The organism is Agrobacterium sp. 22-221-1, assembly GCF_053522445.1.
This window is the reverse complement of record NZ_JBNWCL010000003.1, coordinates 216,233-235,267: the sequence shown is the minus strand read 5'-3', so window position 1 is coordinate 235,267 and position 19,035 is coordinate 216,233. Positions and strand designations below refer to the sequence as shown.

Annotated in this window: 16 protein-coding genes and 1 other RNA gene; 8 read left to right on the top strand and 9 right to left on the bottom strand. The window is 59.9% G+C overall.

Annotated elements, in window-relative coordinates:
- Nucleotides 1-7 precede the first annotated feature (7 nt).
- Together ACQZ5N_RS06770 and ACQZ5N_RS06765 are read left to right on the top strand one after the other, a co-directional pair.
- On the top strand, nucleotides 8-2,317 hold the full coding sequence (locus ACQZ5N_RS06770) for a methyl-accepting chemotaxis protein (RefSeq protein ID WP_448732480.1): 2,310 nt from the start codon (nucleotides 8-10) through the stop codon (nucleotides 2,315-2,317).
- Between the two features lie 128 nt (nucleotides 2,318-2,445).
- Entirely contained in the window at nucleotides 2,446-3,447 is a 1,002-nt protein-coding gene (locus ACQZ5N_RS06765) for an LLM class flavin-dependent oxidoreductase (RefSeq protein ID WP_448732479.1), read from the top strand.
- A 54-nt stretch (nucleotides 3,448-3,501) separates the two neighbouring features.
- On the opposite strand, the gene ACQZ5N_RS06760 is transcribed toward ACQZ5N_RS06765, so the two are convergent.
- Nucleotides 3,502-4,248, bottom strand: a complete 747-nt coding sequence (locus ACQZ5N_RS06760) for a YebC/PmpR family DNA-binding transcriptional regulator (protein ID WP_003523214.1) — start codon at nucleotides 4,246-4,248, stop codon at nucleotides 3,502-3,504.
- A 194-nt stretch (nucleotides 4,249-4,442) separates the two neighbouring features.
- On the opposite strand from ACQZ5N_RS06760, the gene ACQZ5N_RS06755 reads away from it, so the two are divergent.
- Nucleotides 4,443-4,946: a pyridoxamine 5'-phosphate oxidase family protein gene (locus ACQZ5N_RS06755; RefSeq protein WP_031234299.1), complete on the top strand. Its 504-nt coding sequence runs from the start codon at nucleotides 4,443-4,445 to the stop codon at nucleotides 4,944-4,946.
- Between the two features lie 38 nt (nucleotides 4,947-4,984).
- Here ACQZ5N_RS06755 and ACQZ5N_RS06750 read toward each other — a convergent pair whose 3' ends face one another.
- The 7 genes from ACQZ5N_RS06750 to ACQZ5N_RS06720 all read right to left on the bottom strand — a co-directional run bounded on the left by ACQZ5N_RS06750 (nucleotide 4,985) and on the right by ACQZ5N_RS06720 (nucleotide 9,947).
- Nucleotides 4,985-5,827: an MBL fold metallo-hydrolase gene (locus ACQZ5N_RS06750; RefSeq protein WP_121490329.1), complete on the bottom strand. Its 843-nt coding sequence runs from the start codon at nucleotides 5,825-5,827 to the stop codon at nucleotides 4,985-4,987.
- Nucleotides 5,828-5,940: 113 nt separating this feature from the next.
- Nucleotides 5,941-6,765, bottom strand: coding sequence for a TIGR00282 family metallophosphoesterase (locus ACQZ5N_RS06745; RefSeq protein ID WP_003523211.1), 825 nt, complete (start codon nucleotides 6,763-6,765; stop codon nucleotides 5,941-5,943).
- 174 nt (nucleotides 6,766-6,939) lie between these two features.
- Nucleotides 6,940-7,557, bottom strand: a complete 618-nt coding sequence (locus ACQZ5N_RS06740; RefSeq protein WP_448732478.1) for a 5-formyltetrahydrofolate cyclo-ligase — start codon at nucleotides 7,555-7,557, stop codon at nucleotides 6,940-6,942.
- Nucleotides 7,557-8,819 carry a hemolysin family protein gene (locus tag ACQZ5N_RS06735; RefSeq protein WP_448732554.1) on the bottom strand — a complete coding sequence of 421 codons (1,263 nt, stop codon included), beginning with the start codon at nucleotides 8,817-8,819 and terminating at the stop codon, nucleotides 7,557-7,559. Before ACQZ5N_RS06735 ends, ACQZ5N_RS06740 begins: the two co-directional genes overlap by 1 nt.
- A gap of 229 nt (nucleotides 8,820-9,048) precedes the next feature.
- Nucleotides 9,049-9,207: non-coding RNA, 6S RNA (gene ssrS / locus ACQZ5N_RS06730), on the bottom strand.
- A gap of 79 nt (nucleotides 9,208-9,286) precedes the next feature.
- Nucleotides 9,287-9,664 (bottom strand): cell division protein ZapA, encoded by a 378-nt coding sequence (locus tag ACQZ5N_RS06725; RefSeq protein ID WP_003523207.1) that lies wholly within the window; start codon nucleotides 9,662-9,664, stop codon nucleotides 9,287-9,289.
- Between the two features lie 10 nt (nucleotides 9,665-9,674).
- Entirely contained in the window at nucleotides 9,675-9,947 is a 273-nt protein-coding gene (locus tag ACQZ5N_RS06720) for a DUF4164 domain-containing protein (protein ID WP_035263131.1), read from the bottom strand.
- A gap of 325 nt (nucleotides 9,948-10,272) precedes the next feature.
- On the opposite strand from ACQZ5N_RS06720, the gene tkt reads away from it, so the two are divergent.
- Nucleotides 10,273-12,255 (top strand): transketolase, encoded by a 1,983-nt coding sequence (gene tkt, locus ACQZ5N_RS06715; protein WP_174058042.1) that lies wholly within the window; start codon nucleotides 10,273-10,275, stop codon nucleotides 12,253-12,255.
- A gap of 62 nt (nucleotides 12,256-12,317) precedes the next feature.
- Complete coding sequence (gene gap / locus ACQZ5N_RS06710; RefSeq protein WP_003523203.1) at nucleotides 12,318-13,328, top strand: type I glyceraldehyde-3-phosphate dehydrogenase; 1,011 nt, start codon at nucleotides 12,318-12,320, stop codon at nucleotides 13,326-13,328.
- Between the two features lie 197 nt (nucleotides 13,329-13,525).
- Here the strand turns inward: gap and ACQZ5N_RS06705 are convergent, their stop codons facing one another.
- Entirely contained in the window at nucleotides 13,526-13,768 is a 243-nt protein-coding gene (locus ACQZ5N_RS06705; protein ID WP_448732477.1) for a hypothetical protein, read from the bottom strand.
- 423 nt (nucleotides 13,769-14,191) lie between these two features.
- Here ACQZ5N_RS06705 and ACQZ5N_RS06700 point away from each other — a divergent pair, with 423 nt between their 5' ends.
- The 3 genes from ACQZ5N_RS06700 (at nucleotide 14,192) to ACQZ5N_RS06690 (ending at nucleotide 18,544) form a co-directional block, all read left to right on the top strand.
- On the top strand, nucleotides 14,192-16,057 hold the full coding sequence (locus ACQZ5N_RS06700) for a potassium/proton antiporter (protein ID WP_448732476.1): 1,866 nt from the start codon (nucleotides 14,192-14,194) through the stop codon (nucleotides 16,055-16,057).
- A gap of 67 nt (nucleotides 16,058-16,124) precedes the next feature.
- Nucleotides 16,125-17,327, top strand: coding sequence for a phosphoglycerate kinase (locus ACQZ5N_RS06695; protein WP_448732475.1), 1,203 nt, complete (start codon nucleotides 16,125-16,127; stop codon nucleotides 17,325-17,327).
- A 191-nt stretch (nucleotides 17,328-17,518) separates the two neighbouring features.
- Nucleotides 17,519-18,544: a class I fructose-bisphosphate aldolase gene (locus ACQZ5N_RS06690; RefSeq protein WP_448732474.1), complete on the top strand. Its 1,026-nt coding sequence runs from the start codon at nucleotides 17,519-17,521 to the stop codon at nucleotides 18,542-18,544.
- The last annotated feature ends 491 nt before the right edge of the window (nucleotides 18,545-19,035 follow it).

The following is a 19,035-nucleotide window of genomic DNA, read 5'->3' as shown; positions in this document are numbered from 1 at the left end:
ATCGGCCATGCTGAACCGTTTTCATTCCATATCCACCAAAGTGCTGGCGATTTTCCTGGCGCTTATGGCGATCTCGACCGGGGCTCTGACACTTCTCGGTTATCAGAGCAGCAGCGGCGTTCTCGAAGAACAGGCGTCGAAATCCATGGAGAGCATTCTCGTCTTTCGCGGCGACATGCTCCAGGAGCGTCTTGAGCAGCTGAAAACACAGGCGGATTCCATTGCCAAGATCGAATCCCTGCAAATGGCTGTCGTCTCCATGCGCAGCGGCTGGGCGACCGTGCAGAAGAACTCCGGCGACGCGAAGGCGGAACTGCAGCGCGTCTTCGTCAAGGAAAACCCCTTCGGCGAAAAGGAAAAGCTGATCAAGCCGGAAAGCCCGAGCGGCTTTTATTATTCCACCCATGAAAAAACCCAGACGGATATTGGCGGTTATCTGCAGGGAACGCCGTTCAGCGACGTTCTCTTCATCGATCCCGCAGGCACGGTCTATTACTCTTACCTGAAAGGATCGGCTTTCGGGGAAACCGTCGCAGGCGGCGCCTGGGCGGAAAGCGGCCTCGGCGCGGCTTTCGCACGCGGTGCCGCGAATGCCGAAAAGGCCGTGAACGACGTGGCGCAGACCAGCTTCTCCGGCCTGCGCATTGATGCCGCCACGAAAGAGGCCGGCATTTATTTCGGCGTTCCGGTCGTCAAGTTCGGCGCTTTCAAGGGCATCGTCCTCTTCCGGGTCAAGGAAGAGGTCTTCAGCCAGATCCTCACGAAGGGTGTGACGGCCGGCAGTTCCGAACAATCCGCGATCGTTTCCGCCGATGGCAAGGTTATCGGCGTGGAGGGTAACAGGCTGGTCGGCCTCGATCCGGCAATCTATGGTTTCCATGGGCAGGCGCTGAATACGACGGGCATGACGATTGCCAAGATCGACCGTGCGGATGGCGAGGCCAATGCCTATGCCCGCCCCTTCTCCTTCGCCGGGGAAAAATATCTCGCGGTGGAAAGCATGCTGCGCAGCGAATTGAATGCGGGCTCGGTTTCGATTGCCGGCACGCTTGCCGTGATCGGCCTTTGCGTTCTGGCGGCCATGTGCGCGGCGACGGCCTTTTTCGCGCGGCGTCTCTTTGCACCGCTGGAAAAGCTTGCCGGGCTGACCGGCGAAGTGGCCGCAGGCCGTCTCGATGCGGAGATCGGCAATCAGGACCGAAAGGACGAGATCGGCCGCATGGCGCAGGCGCTCGGTAGTTTCCGTGAAAAGCTCATCCTGCAGCGGGAGATGGAAGAAACCGCTTCGCGCACGCGGGAGGAAGCCGAAACGGCCCGCCGCGCGCATCTTGCGGAACGGGAGGCCGAGGCCGGCACTCTGCAGATGGTCGTGCATTCCCTGGATGAAGGTCTCGACCGGCTGGCGAACGGCAACCTCGCCTATCGTATCGAAACCGTCTTCCCCGACGATCTCGAAAGCCTGCGCCATAACTTCAACACGGCGCTTTCCCGGCTCAGCGAAACCATGCAGGCCATCGGCGGCAACTCCGCCGCCGTTCGTGGCGGTTCCGAGGAGATGCGGGTGGGAGCCGATCAGCTCGCCGAACGCACCGAGCGGCAGGCAGCCTCCATCACCGAAACGGCAAGCGCCATCAAGGCGATCACAGAGGCCGTCCGCGACCAGATCGAACGCGCCGAACAGGCAACGCGGATCGCCCACGACGCCAGTGCGGAGGCCACGGCATCCAGCCGCGTGATGGAGCAGACAATCGCCGCCATGGAGGCGATCCAGACCTCATCACGCCAGATCAACCAGATCATCGGCGTCATCGATGAAATCGCCTTCCAGACCAATCTTCTCGCCCTCAATGCCGGCGTGGAGGCAGCCCGTGCGGGCGAAGCCGGCAAAGGCTTTGCGGTCGTGGCGCAGGAGGTGCGCGAACTGGCGCAGCGTTCGGCGGCGGCCGCAAAGGAGATTACCAGTCTGCTGAAGCGCTCCACCGACGAGGTTTCCGCCGGCGTGGCGCTGGTGGAAAAAGCAGGCACGTCGCTTTCCGGCATCGGCAAGCATGTGCAGACCATCAGCGCGCGCATCGAGGAGATCATGGACTCCACCCGCGAGGAAGCGCACACGCTCTCGGAAATCAACAGCACCGTCGCCAGCCTCGACACCATGACCCAGCAGAATGCCGCCATGGTGGAAGAAACGACGGCCGCCATTCACAATCTCGCCTCCGAAGCGGGTGAAATGGATGGCAGGCTTGGACAATTCACGCTGGCTTCCGACCGGGATGCGGCAGGCCATCACAACGCCCGACAAATTCGGCGGGCAGGCTGAGAAAGAAATGGGCCTCTTCGGAGGCCCAATTTTTTTGAACCATCCTTCAATTCTGCGCGACTTCACTGGTAAATCGGGACACGCGCCTTACATCCGCAGCAAAGATTTAAATTTCGCAGGAGCGTCGGATGATCCCCTTTTCCATTCTCGACCTTTCGCCCATCGGCGAAGGCGAGAGCGTCAGCGAGGCGCTTGAAAATTCCCGCCGAATGGCGATCAAGGCCGAAGAACACGGCTATAACCGCATCTGGCTGGCGGAGCACCACGGCATGCCGGGCATTGCCAGTGCGGCGACATCGCTCGTCATCGCCCATGTGGGCGCGGCGACGAAACATATCCGCGTCGGTTCCGGCGGCATCATGTTGCCCAACCACTCCCCGCTCGTCATCGCCGAACAGTTCGGCACGCTTGCGGCGCTGCTTCCCGGCCGTGTCGATCTCGGTCTCGGCCGTGCGCCCGGAACCGACATGCGCACGGCACGGGCGCTGCGCCGCAATCTCGATGCCGGCGCGGAAAACTTCCCGCACGATATCGTTGAACTCCAGCGTTACCTCGGCCCGCCGCAGCAGGATCAGGCCATTCTCGCCGTGCCGGGCATGAATTCCAACGTGCCGATCTGGCTGCTCGGCTCCAGCACCTATAGCGCGCATCTCGCCGCAGCCCTCGGCCTGCCCTATTCCTTCGCCTCGCATTTCGCGCCCGATATGCTGATGGAAGCGATCCATATCTATCGCGAGCGCTTCCAGCCCTCTGAAGTGCTGGACAAGCCCTATGTGATGGTGGGTGTGATGGGGGTCAGCGCCGATACGGACGAGGAGGCGCAACATCTCTTCACCTCGTCGCAGCAGCAATTCGTCAACCTGCGCCGCAACGTGCGCACGCAGTTTCCGAAGCCGGTGCACAGCATGGACGATTACTGGAACGAGATGGAGCGTTTCTCTGTCGAACACACGCTGCGTTTCGCAGCTGTGGGCTCGCCTGAGACGATCCAGCGCCATCTCGACGGTTTCCTGGCGGAAACGCAGGCGGATGAACTGATCATTTCCATGCCGATCCATGACATCGAAAAGCGGCTGCGATCCGTGGAGATTTTTGCCGACGTGCGGACCTCCATAAAGAAGGCCGCCTAAACAAAAAGCCCCGGAGCGGATCGCTACCGGGGCTTTTTTTTGAAATATGAGACGTCAGGCGGAAAGCTTGGCGAGAATTTCTTCGGACACTTCGAAGTTGGAATAGACGTTCTGCACGTCGTCATCGTCTTCGAGATTGTCGATGAGCTTCATCAGCGACTGCGCCTTTTCTTCATCCACCGGCACCGTGTTCTGCGGCTTCCAGATGGCCTTGACGCTTTCGGCTTCGCCCAGCACGCCTTCCAGCGCCTTGGAAACCTCGTTCATCGCTTCGAAACCGCAGATGATGGTGTGACCATCTTCGGAAGATTCGACGTCGTCGGCACCGGCCTCGATGGCGGCTTCCATGACCTTGTCGGCATCGCCGACTTCAGCCTTGTAGGAGATTTCGCCGACGCGGTCGAAGGAGAAGGAGACCGAACCGGTTTCGCCAAGCGCACCACCGGCCTTGGTGAAGATGGAGCGAACGTTGGAGGCGGTGCGGTTGCGGTTGTCGGTCAGGGCCTCGACGATGACGGCAACGCCACCCGGGCCGTAACCCTCGTAACGGACTTCGTCATAGTTCTCGCCATCGGCGCCGGACGCCTTCTTGATCGCACGCTCGATGTTGTCCTTGGGCATGGACTGGGCCTTGGCGTTCTGGATCGCCAGACGCAGGCGCGGGTTCATGTTCGGGTCGGGCATGCCCGTCTTTGCCGCAACGGTGATTTCGCGCGCAAGCTTGGAAAACATTTTGGACCGCACGGAGTCCTGCTTGCCCTTGCGGTGCATGATGTTCTTGAACTGTGAATGACCAGCCATGGAAAACCTGATTGTCGTAATTTGGAGATTGCGGGCCTTATAAGTGCGATAGCCGCGCCATTCAACCCCGCAAGCGCTTTCTCTTGCCGCAACAACAGAAGGAACTGATTTATCCGCTCTTCGTTCTGATCATGAACGCGGCGGAACAGGGCATTTTTCCTCCGTCGCAGCATGACACCCGAAGGAGAAAACATATGGTCAGCCTGACTGAAGCACGAGAAGCACCGGCCCGCCAGCTCTGGGACGAGATCAATTCCGTCCATGCCGGCATGCTCGGGCTGGAGGGACTGCACAACCACATGCAGCCCATGGCGCCTCATGCTGACCCCAAGACCAACACCATCTGGTTTTTCTCCAAAAAAGACACCGATCTGGTGAAATCGCTGAAATCCGGCTCCCGGGCGCATTTCTGCGTGGTGGGCAAGGACCATGACTACCACGCTTGCCTTTCAGGCATCCTCGAAGCGCGCGATGACAAAACCAAGATCGACGAATATTGGAACTCCGTCACGGCGGCATGGTACGAGCACGGCAAAAGCGACCCGCAACTGACCATGCTGGCGTTGCATGTCGACGATGCCGATATCTGGGCTTCGACGGACAGCACGCTGAAATTCGGCTGGGAAATCGCCAAGGCGAACATGTCAGATGACAAGACCCCTGACGTCGGCGTTCGCCAGCATCTCACCTTTGCCTGAGAAACGGCTCTCCCCGGACTTCCTCGCCCGTCGCCATGCTACATGCCTTTCGGCACCAGTATCTGCGGCTGGCGGGGAAGGTTCCTCATCGAAACGCGGATCACCGGATCGGTCGCATAGGCAATACGGAAACTTTCGCCGAACATCGTCAGAAACTGCTCCAGCGGCGGGCCGGTGCGGTGCATCGGCAGGATAAGCGCGGAGCGCAGGCGCTTGACCACCCGGCTCATGCTGTCGGCACCCATGGTCAGCCCGCCATCCACCGGCACCATCAGCACATCCAGACGGCCGATCTCGGCATAATGCGTATCCGTCAACTCATGATGCAGATGCCCGAGATGGCCGATGCACAGCCCGGCAACCTCGAAGATGAAGATGGAATTGCCGTTCTCCTGGAAGGACTCGTAATCGCCCCAGCGGTTGCGGATATCGGTTGCGACATTGCGGATATAGACATCGCCCACCAGAACCTTGTGCTCGGCCTTTTCTCCCGGCGTATCGCTCCAGCCATGCAGCACATATTGAATGGCCGGGTCCGGACTGAGGGTAAAATGCGTCGAATGCGCCCGGTTCATCGTCACCACCGTCGGCGTGACTGGCGGACGATAGACGCCGTTATAATCGGTGGCGATGGTCACACCGCCGGGGCTTTCGATCAGATAGGTGGAATGGCCGATGAAGCTGATCTTCACCTCTTCCTTTGCCGCAGCTTGCGCCAGCTGAACACCCGGCGGATTGAAGCTCGCGAACATGACGCCCGGAATGTTGCTGGCGATCGCCTGGCACTGGCTGACGGGAGGACGGCTCGCCGTCTGGGAGAAGGCCGCTCCCGAACAGGCGATCAGCCCAGTTATTGCAAGCATTAGCACGCGCAGCATCACGCCACTCCCCTGAACTTGCGAAGCTGAGAGGATGGGACAGGTTTTGGCGAGCGTCCAGTTACAAGAGCAACGGAAGGCTCACACTCTCGTCATTGTGAACGCGTCGGGGAAGATTAAACCCAGAAGGACGGCAGGGTTTCCGAAAGCCGCGGCCCGATGCGCAGCGGCGCAATCTTTTCCGCCAGTCCGGTTCGGTCGGAAATCTCAACGCCGACGCCGCAGATCGTCGCAGGTCCGCTCGCTGCCTCGAAACGGCCCTTCGGCATTTTGGAAATGAAGCGGTTGATCGGCTCTTCCTTCTCCATGCCAAGCGAACTGTCATAGTCGCCGCACATGCCGGCATCCGACATGTAGGCGGTTCCGCCATTCAATATCTGGGCATCGGCGGTCGGAACATGGGTGTGAGTGCCGACGACGAAGCTAGCGCGCCCATCGACGAAATGGCCGAAACACTGTTTTTCGCTGGTCGCTTCCGCGTGGAAATCGAAAATGATGGCGTCGGCCTGTTCCTTCAGCGGGCAGGCGGCAAGAATGTTTTCCGCCGACTTGAAGGGATCGTCCAGTTCCGGATGCATGAAGACCCGGCCCATGATGTTGGCAACCAGTATGCGCGCGCCGTTGCGAGCGTAAAAAATGCCCGAGCCCTTGCCCGGCGTACCATCCGGATAATTGGCGGGCCGCAGGAACTGGTCATGGCGCTCACAGAAGGAAACCGCTTCCTTCTGGTCCCAGACGTGGTTGCCGGTCGTTACCACATCGGCGCCGGCATTGATGGTCTCGAGATAGATATCCTCGGTGATACCGAAACCGCCGGCAGCGTTTTCACCGTTGACGATGACGAAATCCAGCTTCAGGTCGGAAATCAGCCCCGGCAACCGCTCCCAGACAGCCGTGCGTCCGGTCTTGCCAACCATATCTCCGAGAAAAAGAAGCCTCATTCACCCGCCCCGATCTTGCGCATGTTTCTATATTTCGTCCCCTCTAGTGCATTTCCAGGAAAAGTGGAACCCGGTTTTCCGTCCGGAAATGCGACGAAACAAAGAGTTAGAGGGTCTTCGCCATTCAAGGAAAAGTGGAGACCCTCTAACCGGTAATCCATCTTTTAAAAAGTGCTAAAGCGCCTTTTGTCCACTATCGGGGATCGACAGTGGGGCGGAAAACCAGCGCAGGCCGCTTTCCGTCAGAATGGCGTGAAGCGACACATCATGCGGCTCCGCCGGTACGGACGGCACTTCCTGACAATCGAAGGCGACGCCGATGAGCACAGGCTGGCGACCCCTGGCGTGCAACCGCGCAATGGCGCGGTCATAATGGCCCGCGCCATAACCGACCCGCTGCCCTTTGCCATCGAAGACGGAGAGAGGCACGAGCAGAATATCCGGATCGAGAACCTCCGCATCCTCGCCCGGGCCGGTCGTGCCGAAGCCGGTCTTCACCAGCGGCGTATCCGTTTCAAAGGCGCGGAAGACAATGGTTTCACGATCCAGCACAACGGGCAGGACGAGACGCCCGCCCCTTCTCCGCAACGCTTCCATCAGCGGCCGGGTATCAGCCTCGGAGCGGATCGGCATGAAGCCGGAAATTACGGTGCCCGGTGCAAAGGGGATGCCGGAAGCGCCATGAGCCGTCATGGACTGGCTCTTTTGCTGGCGCTCCGCCAGCGTCAGCGCATCGCGCGCGGCGAGCCTTTCGCCGCGCAGCCTTGCTTTTTCGGCAACGTCACCGGGCATCAGGCGGCCCGGCTCACGAGAACCTTGTCGATGCGGTGGCCGTCGAGATCGATGACCTCGAAACGCCAACCATTGCGGGTGACATGTTCGCCCAGTTCCGGCAGGCGGCGGAACTCGTCCAGAACCAGACCGGCAACGGTTTCGAACTCGGCATCCTCGTCGATCTGGAAACCCATGCGATAAGCGAACTCGTCGGCGGGCATCCAGCCAGCGACGAGGAACGAACCGTCCTCGCGCTCGACCATGGCCGGCTCCTCGTCATCGTCTTCCTGGAACGCGCCGGTGATGGCTTCCAGCACATCGCCGGAGCTGACGATACCTTCGAAATGGCCGTATTCGTCGTAGACCAGCACCATATGTACGGTGGAGCGACGCAGCGACTGGATGACATCCACCGCGCTCGTCAGATCCGATACGACCGGAACTTCCCGCAGAAGCTCGCGAATGTTGAGTTCCTTGCCGGAAGCCAGCGCATCGAAAGCGTCCTTGGCGAAAAGCACGCCGAGAATTTCATCCGAGGCGCCGTTGCGCACCGGCAGGCGCGAACGCTGCGTCTGGCGAAGCTGCTCGCGGATTTCCTCCGCGCTGTCTTCGATATCGACCACTTCCACATCGCGTCGCGGCGTCATCAGGCCGCGCGCATTGCGGTCGGCAAGGCGCATGACGCTGGTGATCATCGCCGATTCCTCGGTCTCGATCACGCCAGCACTGTGGGCTTCGGCCAGAACCGTGCGGATTTCATCGTCGGTGACCGACGCGTTGGATTCACCGCTATGGCCGAGAAGCGCCAGAACGGCCTTGCCCGACCGGTCAAGCAGCCACACCAGCGGCGCGCCGACCTTGGACAGCAGCATCATGGTGGGGGCGACGCGGGCGGCGACCTTTTCGGGATCGCGCAGCGCAATCTGCTTGGGCACCAGCTCGCCGACGATCAGCGACAGATAGGTGATGGCGACGACCACCGAGCCGACGCCGAGCGCATCGGCGGCACGGTCGGGAACGCCCTGCTCCAGAAGCCACGCCGTGAAGCGCGCACCGAGCGTGGCGCCGGAAAAAGCGCCGGAAAGGACGCCGACCAGCGTGATGCCGATCTGCACCGTGGAAAGAAAGCGTCCGGGATTTTCGGAAAGGCTGAGCGCCATCGTGGCGCCCTTGCTGCCTTGTGTGGCAAGCACTTTGAGCCTCGCCGGTCTGGAGGAGACAACGGCAAGCTCGGACATGGCAAGCACACCGTTCAATACGGTGAGCAGGACCACGATCATAATTTCAGTAAACAAGTTTAGCTCTTTGGGCTGTTGAACGGCACGTCGCGGTTTTGACCGCAGCGCCCTTTTTAAAGGGCATGACAGACATACCAATCCGGATAATAGGGAATTGTTCCGCCATTGCAATGACGGCAATATAAAAAAGCCGCGTCCGGCAGTTATGAAAAATGACTGTCGAATATATCAAGGGTACAGGGAAGCCGCGGGGGTTGATCCGAAACTTCAAGCGCGATCCACGGCGACCGATGGAGATTTACGATCCTGGGCGCCTACAAAAGTAGGTGGGCACCGTGTGTCCAGCCCCACGGGACTGGCCAGGGACAGCTCCCTTTGGATCGAGTATGGCCCCAGGGATTGTGGTTCCTGTCGGGAAGCGCAGAACGCATCCAAGATATAGGACGGATCGGAGAAAACCGCCAGAGGGCAGCGCGCGAAATTTTGCCGCCTCAGAACCCTTCAGGCCATCAATGCGCGGCGGGCTTCGGCCGCGCCAGCAGTTTTTCGGTAATCCCGTTCAGGCGGTCGGCCAGATCGCCGATGGCGAGCGCCACCATCTCGTCCGATTTCGCCCGGTGCTCGGCCATGCCGTCGCGGTTGCGGGAAAGGGATGCGACCTCCCCTTCCAGCTTCTCGATCTTGCGATTGAGTTCGGAAAGCTCGTCCATCACCATGATGCCCGCCATCACGGTCAGGCGAAGATCGCCGATTTCACCGAACTGGCTCTTGAGGTGACCAACATACCGGTCGAACCTCGTTGCGAGATCGGTCAGATGGTCTTCCTGCCCCGCCTCGCACGCCATGCGATAGGCCTTGCCGTCGATCATAACTGTGACTTGCGCCATGAGCCCGCTCCTATCGATCCAGCACCGCGCGGATCGTCTCCATCGCCGTTACCAGCCGGCGGGAAACCTCGCGGTTGACTTCTTCAAGACGATTGGCGCGAAACTCGGCCTGATCCAGCTCATGCGCGAGCCTTGCGCGGTCGACATGGACCCGCTTGACCTCGTTATCGATCTCGCCCGTCTCCCTTTGCCGCTCGATACGCATATCAATGGCATTTTCGAGATTTGTGATGGCAGCATTCAGCTCCGTCAGCGCAGATTGTACGGTCTTGTCAGCCGACATCGTTTTTTCCAACTCGCACGCCACCGGCCGAATCGTCCGGTTTCAGGCCTTTTCAACAATCACGAGGTTATTACCCGATTTACCATCCCGTCAATCAAACCAGTGCATTGAGCCGTTTTGCTCTGTGGATGAACGAAGAGGCGGCAGCGCCTATCGCACGGATTTTGTCAGGATGCCCGATTTTCTAAACGATTTTTTCTCCCTCAGCGAACCGCAAACGCCCGTGGATTTATTGACTTGCCGGCCTCACCTGCTATGGATCAACCCGCTTTTTGGATAGTTGCGTAAAACTATCTCCTTTCACCCGGAAACAGACGGAAAAGCCATGATTTCTCGCGACAAACACAACCGGATGGCAAATGCGATCCGATTTCTTGCCATGGATGCAGTGGAGAAGGCCAATTCAGGCCATCCCGGTCTGCCGATGGGCGCCGCTGATGTCGCCACCGTTCTCTTCACCCGTTACCTGAAATTCGATCCCAAGGCGCCGCTCTGGGCGGATCGCGACCGCTTCGTGCTGTCGGCAGGTCATGGCTCGATGCTTCTTTACTCGCTGCTCTATTTGACGGGCTACGAGGACATGACGATCGACGAGATCAAGCGTTTCCGTCAGTTCGGTTCCAAGACTGCCGGCCACCCCGAATACGGCCATGCGACCGGCATCGAAACGACGACCGGCCCGCTCGGCCAGGGCATCGCGAACGCCGTCGGCATGGCAATCGCTGAGCGCAAGCTGGAAGAGGAATTCGGCTCCGACCTGCAGAGCCACTTCACCTATGTGCTGTGCGGCGACGGCTGCCTCATGGAAGGCATCAGCCACGAAGCCATCGCGCTTGCCGGCCACTTGAAGCTCAACAAGCTCGTTCTGTTCTGGGATGACAACAACATCACCATCGACGGCGAAGTCGGCCTCTCCGACAGCACCGACCAGATTGCCCGCTTCCAGGCCGTTCACTGGAACACCATCCGCGTCGATGGCCACGATCCGGACGCGATTGCCGCCGCCATCGAAGCCGCGCAGAAATCCGACCGCCCGACCTTCATCGCCTGCAAGACCGTCATCGGTTTCGGCGCGCCGAACAAGCAGGGCACCCACAAGGTTCACGGCAACCCGCTCGGCGCCGAAGAAATCGCCGCCACCCGCAAGCATCTGAACTGGGAAGCGGAAGCCTTCGTCGTTCCGGAAGACGTACTGGATGCATGGCGTCTCGCCGGCCTGCGTTCCACCAAGACCCGCCAGGACTGGGAAGCCCGCCTTGAAGCCGCTGAAGCCGGCAAGAAGGCCGAATTCAAGCGCCGCTTCGCCGGCGACCTGCCCGGCAATTTCGACAGCGCCATCGATGCCTTCAAGAAGAAGATCATCGAGAACAACCCGACGGTCGCGACACGCAAAGCTTCGGAAGATTCGCTCGAAGTCATCAACGGCGTCCTGCCGGAAATGATCGGCGGTTCGGCTGACCTGACGCCATCCAACAACACCAAGACCAGCCAGATGAAGTCCATCACGCCGACGGACTTCTCCGGCCGTTACCTGCATTACGGCATCCGCGAGCACGGCATGGCGGCGGCGATGAACGGCATCGCGCTGCATGGCGGTCTCATCCCCTATGCCGGCGGCTTCCTGATCTTCTCGGATTATTGCCGTCCGTCGATCCGCCTTGCAGCGCTCATGGGCATCCGTGTCGTCCACGTTCTGACGCATGATTCCATCGGCGTCGGCGAAGACGGCCCGACCCACCAGCCGGTGGAGCAGATCGCAGCCCTGCGCGCCATTCCGAACCTGCTCGTCTTCCGCCCGGCGGATGAAACCGAGACGGCGGAATGCTGGCAGCTCGCGCTGGAACAGAAGCATCGTCCTTCCGCGCTGGCGCTTACCCGCCAGAACCTTGCGCCCTCGCGCAAGGAATATGAAGAGAAGAACCTCTCCGCTTACGGCGCTTACGAACTCGTCTCCGCCAGCGACGCCAAGGTTTCGATCTTCGCATCCGGTTCGGAAGTCGAAGTGGCGCTGAAGGCCGCCGCAACGTTGAAGGACAACGGCGTTTCCGTCCGTGTCGTTTCCGTTCCCTGCTTCGAGCTTTTCAAGGAACAGCCGGAAACCTATCGCAACGCCATCATCGGCAAGGCTCCGGTCAGAATAGCGGTCGAAGCCGCCATCCGCCAGGGCTGGGATTATTTCATCGGTAACGACGGTGCTTTCGTCGGCATGCACTCCTTTGGAGCGTCCGCGCCGGCGAAGGATCTCTTCAAGCACTTCGGCATCACGGCGGAAGCCGTCGTCGCCGCAGTCGAGGCAAAACTTGCGTGAGGGCTTCCCAGGCCCTCACCATTCAGCAAAGACCACGCCCATTCTTGTTCGGGAGACTGTAAATGACTGTAAAAGTTGCCATTAACGGCTTCGGCCGCATCGGCCGCAACGTCCTGCGTGCCATCGTCGAATCCGGCCGCACCGATATCGAAGTCGTTGCCATCAACGACCTCGGCCCGGTTGAGACCAACGCACACCTGCTGCGTTACGATTCGATCCACGGCAAGTTCCCGGCCGATGTGAAGGTCGAAGGCGACACGATCATCGTTGGCGGCGGCAAGCCGATCAAGGTGACGGCCGTTCGCGATCCGGCAACGCTGCCGCACAAGGAACTCGGCGTCGACATCGCGCTGGAATGCACGGGCATTTTCACCGCCCGCGACAAGGCTGCCGCTCACCTGACGGCCGGCGCAAAGCGCGTCATCGTGTCTGCTCCGGCTGACGGCGCAGACCTGACGGTCGTTTTCGGCGTCAACAACGACCAGCTGACAAAGGACCATCTGGTCATTTCCAACGCGTCCTGCACCACCAACTGCCTCGTGCCGGTCGTGAAGGTTCTCGATGACGTCGTCGGCATCGATCATGGCTTCATGACCACGATCCACTCCTACACGGGCGACCAGCCGACGCTGGACACCATGCACAAGGATCTGTACCGCGCCCGCGCCGCAGCCCTGTCCATGATCCCGACCTCGACGGGTGCAGCCAAGGCCGTTGGCCTCGTTCTGCCGCACCTCAAGGGCAAGCTGGACGGCACGTCGATCCGCGTTCCGACCCCGAACGTTTCGGTCGTCGACTTCAAGTTCATCGCCAAGCGCGACACGACGGTCGAGGAAATCAACGAGGCGATCAAGTCTGCCGCCAACGGCAAGCTGAAGGGCATTCTCGGCTATACCGAGGAGCCGCTGGTTTCCCGCGACTTCAACCACGACAGCCATTCCTCGATCTTCGCTATCGACCAGACCAAGGTTATGGAAGGCAAGTTCGTGCGCGTTCTGTCCTGGTACGACAACGAATGGGGCTTCTCCAACCGCATGTCGGACACGGCCGTCGCCTTCGCGAAGACCATCTAAGCAGGCATCGCTTCCATAAAAAAACCGGCAGGAGCAATCCTGCCGGTTTTTGTTTGCCTGAAAAATGCCGACGGGAGTGAGGGATCCCGCCGGCGTCGATCCCGAAGCAAGGCGGGGCGCTTCGGATCGAAAAACGTCACCGGCCGATCGACGATGCAAGCCGTCCCTCAACCAGCCGGAAGAGGCGCGCGCATTCGTCATTTTCTATTGTTGATAATGACCGGACCGGAATTGCCGGCACTGCTCCAGATCGTATCGAAAGTCTGTTGCCTCAATTCGCTTTGCTGCATGGAGAGTTTCATCATGCAGTCGGCGAAATCCGGCGAGCCTTCGTAATAGCCGAAGACGCGACAGCGCTCTCGTTGCGCGGCCATGTTTTCTGCCGTCTGCTCCGTGCTCGAGCAACCCGAAACTATCGGGCCGGCCGCCAGCAGCATCATAAAGGTAGATATCCGTTTCATCCGATCGCTCCGATAATGGGGAAAAGCAATTCGGAGGCGAGAACTAACGCAGCTGCATTGTCTCTATGTTACGTTGAAACACCGGTGGATGAATTGTTTTTGCGGGGGTATGTGACGCTTCTCCGGGCCTTGCATGTTTTCCCTGCACGCCGAAAAAATTCCCATTTCCTGCCTTTGTCTGGTCCACTTTGGGACGGACAAGAAACACAGGGATAACGGTCGTGCGCAATGCACTTCGGCCCTGCCGTATCATTCGATACACCCCGCCTTGCGTCGCCTTTCAACGCCACCCGAAACAGCGCTGACAGACCGCAACCCGTGGCGCATTGACTGCAGACGCGCAGAGCATTCATTGCGCCACGGGTTGCGGTCCATCAACGCGGTTTGAATGAGGCGGTGGACGTGGAATCATTTTATCTTCTGTTGCTGGTCGCAACCGTTCTCGTTCTCGTCGCCGCCTTTTCCAGCCTCATCGCCTTCCGCTTCGGCGCGCCCCTCCTCCTGCTTTTCCTGATGATCGGCCTTGTGGCTGGTGTGGATGGTCTCGGTATCGAATTCACCAACAATCCACTGGCCTATATGCTTGGCTCGCTTGTGCTCGCCGTCATCCTCTTCGATTCCGGGTTCGGCACGTCCATCCAGTCTTTCCGGCTTTCCGCAGCACCCGCCGTCGCTCTCGCTACAGTCGGCGTCGTCCTCACATCCGTCTTTTTTGCAGGCGCGGCGGCCCTCCTGCTCGGGCTTTCATGGCTTGAGGGCCTGCTGCTTGGCGCCATCGTCGCTTCCACGGACGCGGCGGCCGTGTTCTTCCTGCTGCGCATCGGCGGCATCCATATCCGCGATCAGGTACGCTCGACGCTGGAAGTCGAATCCGGCACCAACGATCCGATGGCGATCTTCCTCACCATCGCCCTGGTCGAAATCATCGCCAAGGGCCAGGGGCTGGCCGGCATCGATAGCGGCTTTCTGCTGCTTTTCATCGAGCAGATGGGCCTTGGCGTGATTTTCGGCCTGCTCGGCGGCGTCATGATCGCCACCGTCGTCAACCGTTTCGCCGCCGACCGCGGGCTGGCGCCCATCTTCGTGCTGGCGCTGGCGCTGCTGGTCTTTTCCTTCACCGGTACAATTGGCGGCAGCGGTTTTCTGGCGGTCTATGTGGCTGGCATCGTTGCCGGCAACCGCCGGATCTTCGCCAAGGAAACCATTCGCCGTTTCCATGAGGGGCTGACCTGGCTTGCCCAGATCATCATGTTCCTCATGCTCGGTCTTCTGGCCACCCCGTCGCAATTTCCGGCAATCGCCATTCCAGCCGTGCTGCTGGCGCTTTTCCTGATCTTCGTCGCCCGCCCGCTGGCGGTGTGGCTGAGCCTCATGCCCTTCAACTATACCCAGCAGGAAACCTCCTTCGTGGCATGGGTGGGCCTGCGCGGGGCCGTCTCCATCCTGCTCGCCATCATGCCAATTCTCGGCGGGCTTGACGATGCGCAGGTCTATTTCAACGCCGCCTTCATCATCGTGCTGGTGTCACTCCTCGTGCAGGGCTGGACCATCAAGCCGGTGGCGACACGACTCGGGCTGATCGTGCCGCCGCGCATGGGTGAGGTGGACAAGCTGGAAGTCGACCTGCCCGGCACCGCCAATCATGAGCTGATCTCCTACCGGGTCGCGAAAGGCAGCGCCATCATGCAGGGCGAGCGTATTCCGCGCTGGGCCATGCCTTCGCTGGTGGTGCGCGACGGCAAATCGATCCGCTATCAATATGCCGGGCGGCTGCGCGAGAACGATCTCGTCTACCTCTTCATCGCGCCCGGCTATTCCCGCCTTATCGACCGGCTGTTCGCCAGCGCCCTGCCGGTTGCCGATGACGACGCCGATTTCTTCGGCACCTTCGCGATCTCGCCAGCCCGTCCGGCGAAGGAGCTGGACGCAGCCTATGGTCCCGGCCTGCTTTCGCCCGCCGAACAGGCGATGAGCGTTGCGGAACTCATCGAAGCGCGCCTTGCCGGAAAGGCCGATTATGCCGACCGCGTGCGCCTCGGCTCCATCGTCCTGATCGTTCGCACACTGGACGAACACGAGGCGATAACGGGTGTGGGCATCTCCCTCGAACCGGTGGAACCGGCTACCAGCCTGCCGATCTTCATCAGCTTTTCGGAAATCCTCAATCGTGTGCGCAACCATCTGGCAGAGAAGCGCCAGCCACACTCCGCCAGCGTTGAAGAAAGCGCCCCCGCCGCTCCGAATACAGTGAGAGAAAATGAGGCCTGACCGGCTTGCGTCGTCAATCAGGCATAGTATGGTCCGTGCCGAACTCGCAACAAATCAGGATCGACCTATGCCCGCTTTCAAGACCCTCAACGACCTCAACGACATTGCCGGAAAGCGCGTTCTCGTCCGCGTTGATCTCAACGTGCCGGTCGCAGATGGCAAGGTGACGGACGCAACCCGTATCGAACGCGTTGCGCCGACCATTCTGGAACTGTCCTCCAAGGGCGCGAAAGTCATTCTGCTTGCCCATTTCGGCCGTCCGAAGGGCGAACCGGTGGCCGACATGTCGCTTTCCCAGATCGTGCCTGCCGTCGAGGAAGTGCTGGATCATGCCGTTTCCTTCGCAACCGATTGCATCGGCGCACCGGCGGCGGATGCCGTCGCGAAACTGAACGATGGCGATATCCTGCTTCTGGAAAACACCCGTTTCCACAAGGGCGAAGAAAAGAACGATCCGGCCTTCGTCGAAGCTCTGGCAGCCAATGGCGATATCTATGTGAACGACGCCTTCTCCGCCGCCCACCGCGCCCACGCTTCCACCGAAGGCCTTGCACGCCACCTGCCCGCCTATGCCGGCCGCACCATGCAGGCCGAGCTTGAGGCGCTGGAAAAGGGCCTCGGCCAGCCGGTCCGTCCGGTGGTCGCCATCGTCGGCGGCGCCAAGGTTTCAAGCAAGATCGATCTCCTGATGAACCTCGTCAAGAAGGTCGATGCCCTCGTCATCGGCGGCGGCATGGCAAACACGTTCCTCGCAGCCCGTGGGACAAATGTCGGTAAATCGCTCTGCGAGCACGATCTGGCCGAAACCGCAAAGCAGATCATGATTGAAGCCGCGACATCCGGCTGCGCCATCGTCCTGCCGGAAGACGGCGTGGTGGCTCGCGAATTCAAGGCCGGTGCGGCCAATGAAACGGTCGACATCAATGCCATTCCCGCTGACGCCATGGTTCTCGATGTTGGCCCGAAATCGGTCGAAAGCATCAAGGCCTGGATTTCGCGGGCAGAAACGCTGGTCTGGAACGGCCCGCTCGGCGCCTTCGAAATCGAGCCCTTCGACACGGCGACCGTTGCCGCTGCAAAACACGCGGCGGAATGCACCAAGGCCGGCAAGCTCGTCTCCGTCGCCGGCGGCGGCGACACCGTGGCCGCGCTCAATCATGCCGGCGTTTCCGAGGATTTCTCCTATGTTTCGACGGCCGGCGGCGCCTTCCTCGAATGGATGGAAGGCAAGGAATTGCCGGGCGTTGCCATCCTGACCGCCGCCAAGTAAACTCACCCTACTTGCCTGACACAAGGCCGGACAAGCCATGCTTGTCCGGCCTTGCTTTTTGGTAAGCGGCACCGGGAGGAAAAGTTTCAAACGATTGAAATCATTTCAATCGTTTCAATGAGTTAGCGTGCCATTTCCCTGCCCTGGAACTTCTGTTATCGGAAATTTATTGTGCCTTGGGAGAATAGCAAATGACCGAACGTCTCGAAGACATTGCAATCAAAATGGTCGCCGACGGCAAGGGCCTGCTCGCCGCCGACGAATCCACGGGAACGATCAAAAAGCGTTTCGACAGCATCAATCTGGAGTCCACCGAGACCGCCCGCCGCGATTATCGCGAGATGCTGTTCCGCTCCGACGACGCCATGAAGAAATACATCTCCGGCGTCATCCTTTATGAAGAGACCCTGTTCCAGAAGGCCGCCGACGGCACGCCTTTCGTGGATATCATCAGGGCGGCCGGCAGCCTGCCGGGCATCAAGGTGGATATCGGCGCCAAGCCGATGGCTTTCCATCCGCATGAATTCATCACCGAAGGCCTCGACGGTCTTTACGAGCGCCTGCGCAAGTATCATGAGGCCGGCGCGCGTTTCGCCAAGTGGCGCGGCGTCATCACCATTGGTGAGCAGCGTCCGAGCTGGGGTTCGATCAAGGCAAACTCCCAGTCGCTCGCCCGTTACGCCGCCCTCTGCCAGCAGGCGGATATCGTGCCGATCGTGGAGCCGGAAGTGCTGATGGACGGCGAGCCGGGCACGCATGACATCGACCGCTGTGCGGAAGTCACGCAATGGGTTCTCCAGACCGTCTTCGCGGACCTGTTCGACGCTCGCGTGAACCTTGAAGGCATGATCCTCAAGCCGAACATGATCATCGACGGCAAGAAGGCCCGCAAGGCTTCCGTCGAGGAAGTGGCCGAAAAGACCGTGAAGGTTCTGAAGGCGACCGTGCCTTCCGCCGTTCCGGGCATCGCCTTCCTTTCCGGCGGCCAGTCCTCCGAAGAGGCAACCGCACATCTCTCCGCCATGAATTCCGGTTACGACCTGCCCTGGTCTCTGACCTATTCCTACGGCCGCGCGCTTCAGGATACGGCCCTCAAGACATGGGGCGGCAAGCAGGAAAATGTCGCCGCCGGCCAGCGCGCCTTCACGCACCGCGCCGCGATGAACAGCCTCGCCGCCAAGGGTAACTGGAAGCAGGAACTCGAAAAGGCAGCCTGAGGCTGACAGAGAACATCAGATAAACAGCAGCCGCCCCAACGGGCGGCTGCTTCGTTTGATAAAGCAAGATCATCATCCGTATTCCGTCACCCGGACCAATCGTCTTTCATTTTACCTGACTGATAATTCTCAACCGTTTTGATTTTGCATCGCTACCTGCGTGGAAGCATGTCCACCATGGGCAGCCTTATCCGCTCAAGTCGTGCGACCTGACGACTTTATGACCGTCATTGCCGCAATAGGCAGCGGATTTGCTCCCCGACTTCTCCAGCGCATAGCGCCAGACCATCCGGATCGCTGACATCATAAGCGCTTTCGTCTCGACGGGCTTCCGAAAAGCCCCGGAAATTGCTGCACGCTCGTTACATCACAGATAAATTTCAATCAATTATAGTATGATCCACTATGTGGACCTATAAACACGCGATGAAAACCGCGCAATACTGCATTTATACAGTTGATTTTGGCACTTTTCCTGTGTATCCCGAATG

Excerpts from the sequence above, each read along its gene's own strand:
- ACQZ5N_RS06770 (WP_448732480.1), top strand. The coding sequence starts at position 8 with ATGCTGAACCGTTTTCATTCCATATCCACCAAAGTGCTGGCGATTTTC.
- ACQZ5N_RS06765 (WP_448732479.1), top strand. The coding sequence starts at position 2,446 with ATGATCCCCTTTTCCATTCTCGACCTTTCGCCCATCGGCGAAGGCGAG.
- ACQZ5N_RS06760 (WP_003523214.1), bottom strand. The coding sequence starts at position 4,248 with ATGGCTGGTCATTCACAGTTCAAGAACATCATGCACCGCAAGGGCAAG.
- ACQZ5N_RS06755 (WP_031234299.1), top strand. The coding sequence starts at position 4,443 with ATGGTCAGCCTGACTGAAGCACGAGAAGCACCGGCCCGCCAGCTCTGG.
- ACQZ5N_RS06745 (WP_003523211.1), bottom strand. The coding sequence starts at position 6,765 with ATGAGGCTTCTTTTTCTCGGAGATATGGTTGGCAAGACCGGACGCACG.
- ACQZ5N_RS06740 (WP_448732478.1), bottom strand. The coding sequence starts at position 7,557 with ATGCCCGGTGACGTTGCCGAAAAAGCAAGGCTGCGCGGCGAAAGGCTC.
- ACQZ5N_RS06735 (WP_448732554.1), bottom strand. The coding sequence starts at position 8,819 with ATGATCGTGGTCCTGCTCACCGTATTGAACGGTGTGCTTGCCATGTCC.
- ACQZ5N_RS06725 (WP_003523207.1), bottom strand. The coding sequence starts at position 9,664 with ATGGCGCAAGTCACAGTTATGATCGACGGCAAGGCCTATCGCATGGCG.
- ACQZ5N_RS06720 (WP_035263131.1), bottom strand. The coding sequence starts at position 9,947 with ATGTCGGCTGACAAGACCGTACAATCTGCGCTGACGGAGCTGAATGCT.
- tkt (WP_174058042.1), top strand. The coding sequence starts at position 10,273 with ATGATTTCTCGCGACAAACACAACCGGATGGCAAATGCGATCCGATTT.
- gap (WP_003523203.1), top strand. The coding sequence starts at position 12,318 with ATGACTGTAAAAGTTGCCATTAACGGCTTCGGCCGCATCGGCCGCAAC.
- ACQZ5N_RS06705 (WP_448732477.1), bottom strand. The coding sequence starts at position 13,768 with ATGATGCTGCTGGCGGCCGGCCCGATAGTTTCGGGTTGCTCGAGCACG.
- ACQZ5N_RS06695 (WP_448732475.1), top strand. The coding sequence starts at position 16,125 with ATGCCCGCTTTCAAGACCCTCAACGACCTCAACGACATTGCCGGAAAG.
- ACQZ5N_RS06690 (WP_448732474.1), top strand. The coding sequence starts at position 17,519 with ATGACCGAACGTCTCGAAGACATTGCAATCAAAATGGTCGCCGACGGC.